General features: G+C 58.6%; 5 protein-coding genes. 1 reads left to right on the top strand and 4 read right to left on the bottom strand.

Going from position 1 to position 5,113, the window contains the following annotated elements:
• Positions 1 to 445: 445 nt before the first annotated feature.
• The 4 genes from JX325_RS18730 to cysK all read right to left on the bottom strand — a co-directional run bounded on the left by JX325_RS18730 (position 446) and on the right by cysK (position 3,804).
• Positions 446 to 595 (bottom strand): peptidase dimerization domain-containing protein, encoded by a 150-nt coding sequence (locus JX325_RS18730; RefSeq protein WP_300347304.1) that lies wholly within the window; start codon positions 593 to 595, stop codon positions 446 to 448.
• Between the two features lie 317 nt (positions 596 to 912).
• Positions 913 to 2,109, bottom strand: coding sequence for a pyridoxal phosphate-dependent aminotransferase (locus tag JX325_RS12575; RefSeq protein WP_204791455.1), 1,197 nt, complete (start codon positions 2,107 to 2,109; stop codon positions 913 to 915).
• Positions 2,093 to 2,572: an FAD-binding oxidoreductase gene (locus JX325_RS12580; protein ID WP_204791456.1), complete on the bottom strand. Its 480-nt coding sequence runs from the start codon at positions 2,570 to 2,572 to the stop codon at positions 2,093 to 2,095. Before JX325_RS12580 ends, JX325_RS12575 begins: the two co-directional genes overlap by 17 nt.
• A 299-nt stretch (positions 2,573 to 2,871) precedes the next feature.
• Complete coding sequence (gene cysK / locus JX325_RS12585) at positions 2,872 to 3,804, bottom strand: cysteine synthase A (protein ID WP_204791457.1); 933 nt, start codon at positions 3,802 to 3,804, stop codon at positions 2,872 to 2,874.
• A 246-nt stretch (positions 3,805 to 4,050) separates the two neighbouring features.
• Between cysK and JX325_RS12590 the strand changes: the two genes are divergently transcribed.
• Positions 4,051 to 4,482 carry an Rrf2 family transcriptional regulator gene (locus JX325_RS12590; RefSeq protein ID WP_204791458.1) on the top strand — a complete coding sequence of 144 codons (432 nt, stop codon included), beginning with the start codon at positions 4,051 to 4,053 and terminating at the stop codon, positions 4,480 to 4,482.
• Positions 4,483 to 5,113 lie beyond the last annotated feature (631 nt).

The following is a 5,113-nucleotide window of genomic DNA, read 5'->3' on the forward strand; positions in this document are numbered from 1 at the left end:
GCATAGCTGCGTCGCTCATTTTTCTGTATCATTCCCTCATTATACTACTTTTCCCTCTATTGGTACAGCTTCTTAAAAGAGGGCCGGCCTTACGTTCTCTTTTAAACATCACTCTATGTACGTTTTGCGAGCTTAGGTCTTGTTTGAAAAATATACCCAGCATAGAGTCCCGCGCACAGAATCAGGGCTTCCGCATCCACATCAAAGCTGCCGTTATGGTTTGGCAGCAATGTATGGGGATGGGCGGTGTTTCCTGTTCCCCAATACGCATATGCGCCAGGGGTATGGAGCTGAATCTCCGCGGTCCCGCCATAGAGATCCGAGATGCTGGAAACAGTTCTGGAACCCAAGTCCCGTATCCTCTCCTGGCTCTCCTGAGAGACCGACCGGGTCGTCCCCTCCAACCCGGCGGTTTCCGCCGGAGCGTTATAGGTGGTTCCCGCCGTCAGCTTTCCAACGCCAATGTAACCGGCTCCACCGGCGAGGTAAGCCGCGTGACTAGGGATTGGAGCGCGACTACAGCGTGACTGGCGATATAGAGGGCATCGGCCCCCAGCTGCGGGGTGGACACATGGGCGGACTTTCCCCGGATCATGATCCGGAAGTGGTCTGCAGCAGCATTGTTCAGCCCCGGCTTTATTATTTCCGAGCTTAAAGCTCGGAAATAATAATCCGATGGTTCCGCTGGGCAGGTTCGAGGCCGTGTGGATGCCGAACACCCGGTCTGCGCCGTCTCCACGCAAAATGCCAAGAACGCCGGTCTCTCCCGCCCGCTGGTGGGAAATTCCGAAACACTCCAATTTCTCCTTCGAGCCGCTTCGCGGTACGAAATTCACAAAGGGCCGGCTCGGGATGCCGGTGAAAGTCCCGCCGCAGCTCGACCAGGTAGGCTCTCCCGTTCCAGTGCTTTTTTCAGATTCTGCATATACGCTCGGCTCCTTTTCCCTTTGCCGGAATCTTGGCCCGCAGGGATTCCAGGCGGTTCAGGGCGTCCAAAAGGGTCTCGTCCTTTTTGGCGAAGTGGAAGCGAATGAGGTGGTTCACCGGCTCCCGGAAGAAGCTGGAACCGGGAACAGCCCCCACGCCCACCTTTTCCGCCAGGTCCTCGCAGAACCTCAGGTCGCTGTCATAGCCGAACTCCGAGATATCCAGCAGGACGTAGTAGGCCCCCTCCGGCGTGCTGTGGGGCAGCCCCAGTGCGTCCAGGCCCCTCAGGAACAGGTTCCGCTTGTGGGTGTACTCCGCCAGGAGAGCGCCGTAATAGTCCTGGCCGAAGTTCAATCCGGGGATCACCGCCTCCTGGAGGGGGGCCGCCGCGCCTACGGTGAGGAAGTCGTGGACCTTTTTGATCCGGTCCGTGATCTCCGGCGGGGCGATGGTGTACCCCAGCCGCCAGCCGGTGATGGAGTAGGTCTTGGACAGCGACGAGCAGGAGATGGTCCTCTGCCGCATTCCCGGAAGGGCGGCGAAGTAGACGTGCCGGTGGGGGGCGTAGACGATGTGCTCATAGACCTCATCGGTGATGACATAGGCGTCGTATTTCTCCGCCAGGGCGGCGATGATCTCCAGCTCCACCCGGGTGAAGACCCGGCCGCAGGGGTTGGCGGGGTTGCAGAGAATCAGGGCCTTGGGCCTTTGACGGAAGGCGTCCTCCAGGACCTCTGGGTCGAAGCGGAAGTCCGGGGGCGACAGGGGCACGTAGATGGTCTCCGCGCCGCAGAGGATGGTGTCCGCCCCATAGTTCTCATAGAAGGGCGAGAAGACCACCACCCTGTCCCCGGGGTTCGCCACGGTCATCATGGCGGCCATCATGGCCTCCGTGCTGCCGCAGGTGATTGTGATTTCCCCGTCGGGGTCGATGGGAAAACCCATGTAATGGGACTGCTTTGCCGCCAGGGCCTCCCGGAGGTTCTGGGCTCCCCAGGTGACGGAGTACTGGTGGAAATCCTCCCGGCTGACCTCCGCCAACCGGTCCAGGATGGCCCGGGGCGGGTCGAAGTCCGGGAAGCCCTGGGAGAGATTCACCGCGCCGTACTGGTTGGAAACGCGGGTCATGCGCCGGATCACCGAGTCGGTGAAGCTGGCGGTGCGCTTAGACAGGCTCTGCATAGTCGTGTCCTCCAATATAGGATTTTTGGTCGTTCAGAATGTGCAGGGGGGCCAGTGCGTCCTTGATCCGGTTTATAACCGCCAGGTTTTCCTGGTCGGACTCCTGGAGGAAATACCGCCGCTTGGAGACGCCGATGCCGTGCTCCCCGGAGGCCGCGCCCCCCAGCTCATAGGCCCTGTGACAGGCCCGGTCCATGACGGCGTGAAGCTCCCGCTCCCAGGTCTCCGCGTCCCGGTTCCCCCGGACCTTCCAAATATCCGCCGCCCGGGCGGAGTCTCTTAAAATGATACAATCCAGTGCTCCATTTTTCAAGACCAAATCCTGGACTCGCTCAAGGCTGGCCTCCGCCTCGCTCTTCTGCCCGCCGAAGGTCAGGAGGATATAGCTCCCCGCCGGGCGGCATGGACCTGCCGGGGCCCGCTGCCAAAATTCTTGGAAATGTGATTGAGTCCTATCAAGCAAATTCCTCCTTTAGGACGCAAAAAAGCGGGGAGCTCACGGCTCCCCGCTTTGGCCGGCAGTCGTTAAACCGGCGCGTCAGGTCAAACGATTCCTCGGTGCTTCGGGCAGGCGGCAAGTGAGCGCAAAGAATCCTGGACATTCATCCTGCCCATGCACATGCCGGCCTGCATCCGAGAACCGTGAATACGCATTGCGCGCGCCTCCTATGAACGCCTTTTTGTCAATGAAAAACAAACGGCGGGAAAAAGTCTGCCGGACCTGCCAAAGTGTTGTGACACCAGGCCGGTAATTTTGAAGCTTTAATCCTGGAACAGCGGTGTGGAGAGATAGCGGTCCCCCGTGTCCGGCAGCAGGGCCACGATGGTCTTGCTCCTGTTCTCCGGCCGCTTGGCCAGCTGAACCGCCGCCCACACCGCCGCGCCGGAGGAGATACCCACCAGGACGCCCTCCTTCCGGCCCACCAGCTTCCCGGCGGCGAAGGCGTCCTCGTTCTCCACAGCAATGACCTCGTCATAGACGCTGGTGTCCAGCACCTCCGGGACGAAGCCCGCGCCGATGCCTTGGATTTTGTGGCTCCCGGCGGTCCCCTTGCTCAGCACCGGGGAGGCGGCGGGCTCCACAGCCACGACCTTCACGGCAGGATTCCGCTCCTTCAGGTAGGCTCCCACGCCGGTGACGGTGCCGCCGGTGCCAACGCCCGCCACGAAGACATCCACCTTCCCCTCGGTGTCCTCCCAGATCTCCGGGCCGGTGGAGGCCCTGTGGGCGGCAGGGTTGGCGGGGTTCACGAACTGTCCGGGAATGAAGCCGCCGGGAATCTCCTTGGCCAGCTCGCCGGCCTTGGCGATGGCGCCCTTCATGCCCCTGGCCCCTTCGGTGAGGACCAGCTCCGCGCCGTAGGCCTTCATCAGCTGGCGGCGCTCCACGCTCATGGTTTCGGGCATGACAATGATAATGCGGTAGCCCCGGGCGGCGGCCACGGCGGCCAGGCCGATGCCGGTGTTGCCGGAGGTGGGTTCGATGATGACGGAGCCGGGTTTCAAAAGGCCCCGGGCCTCGGCGTCGTCGATCATGGCCTTGGCAATCCGGTCCTTGACGGACCCGGCGGGGTTGAAATATTCCAGCTTCGCCAGGACCCGGGCCTCCAGCCCCTCTTCCTTCTCGATATGGACCAGCTCCAGCAGGGGCGTTTTGCCGATCAGCTGATCGGCGGATGTGTATATCTTGCTCATAGCGGTTTCCTCCTCATAATCTCAATCTTAATAATAATGCGGCGTTTGTCCCGCTCCGTCAGCTATGATGGATACGACATCGAAATCCAGGATGTGGATCATTTATATCCCAATCTTCCAAGTGGGTTTATTTGTATTATAGAAGGAAAGATCTTCCCTGTCAATCGTCATTGTGTAAAATCCTGCTTGAAACCCAACTAACCATGTTGTATAATAGGTATATTCTATTAAAAGGAGCGTCGCCATATGCTGATTTCAACGAAAGGCCGTTATGCCTTGCGGGTTATGGCCGACCTGGCTGAGCATCCGTCAGAGGGGTACATTCCCTTGAAAGAAATCGCGCAGCGGCAGGAAATTTCGGAAAAATATCTGGAGGCCATCATCAAAATTCTGGTCAAGGCCCGGCTGCTCACCGGCGTGCGGGGCAAGGGGGGCGGCTACAAGCTGACCCACCCTCCGGAGCAATACACGGTAGGCGAGGTTTTGCGGCTGACGGAGGAAACGCTGGCCCCTGTTGCCTGTCTGGACGAAACCGCGGATGTCTGCCCAAGGGCCCCGAATTGCCGTACTCTGCCGGTCTGGAGAGGGTTGAATCGGGTCATCAACGAGTATCTGGATCACATCACGGTGGCGGATCTCATACATTCGCGCGATACCGGGAACGATTATGTAATATAAAGAGGCCGCCGGGTTCCGCAGAATTGCGGGACCCGGCGGCTCTTATATCAGCTCTTTTCAATAGAAAGCTGTTCCAGGAGAAAGCTCTCGGCCGTCTTGGCGGCGGTTTCCCGACAGTCGGAAAAGAAATGGTCCGCCGGATAACTGACCGTGTGGAACATGACGCCGCCCCGCGCCTGAATAGCCCGCTCCAGAGGGAGGCAATGGAGCTCCGGCGGCGTGTGAACATCCAGACTTCCGGCAATGCACAGGACTGGCTTTTTTGAAAAATGATTGTTTGAAGCGCCGGAGACGCTTACGTCCCCCCTCAAATAGGGCTATCGGGCCTTGCCGTTCATGATGCAAAAATGATGAAACGAAAGCGCACACTATGGAAAAAATGATGAAACGAAAGCGCACACTATGGAAGATATGGGGATTGTCTCGCAGGAAATGCAATAGACCCCTATATTTTTTTCGCATGAAGGCCTAATATGCGAAATAATTTCAAGACAAGTGGAGGTTAAAATGAAAAAGATCAAAAAAATGATGGAGATTGCAATAAGCGCGGCAGTTCTCCTGGCATTATTGGGATGATGCGCCCATACATCTCAGAGCGAAGAACAATCAAATATTGATGATGGCCGTATAG

The sequence above is a fragment of the Oscillibacter sp. CU971 genome (genome assembly GCF_905219725.1).
GTDB lineage: Bacteria > Bacillota > Clostridia > Oscillospirales > Oscillospiraceae > Oscillibacter.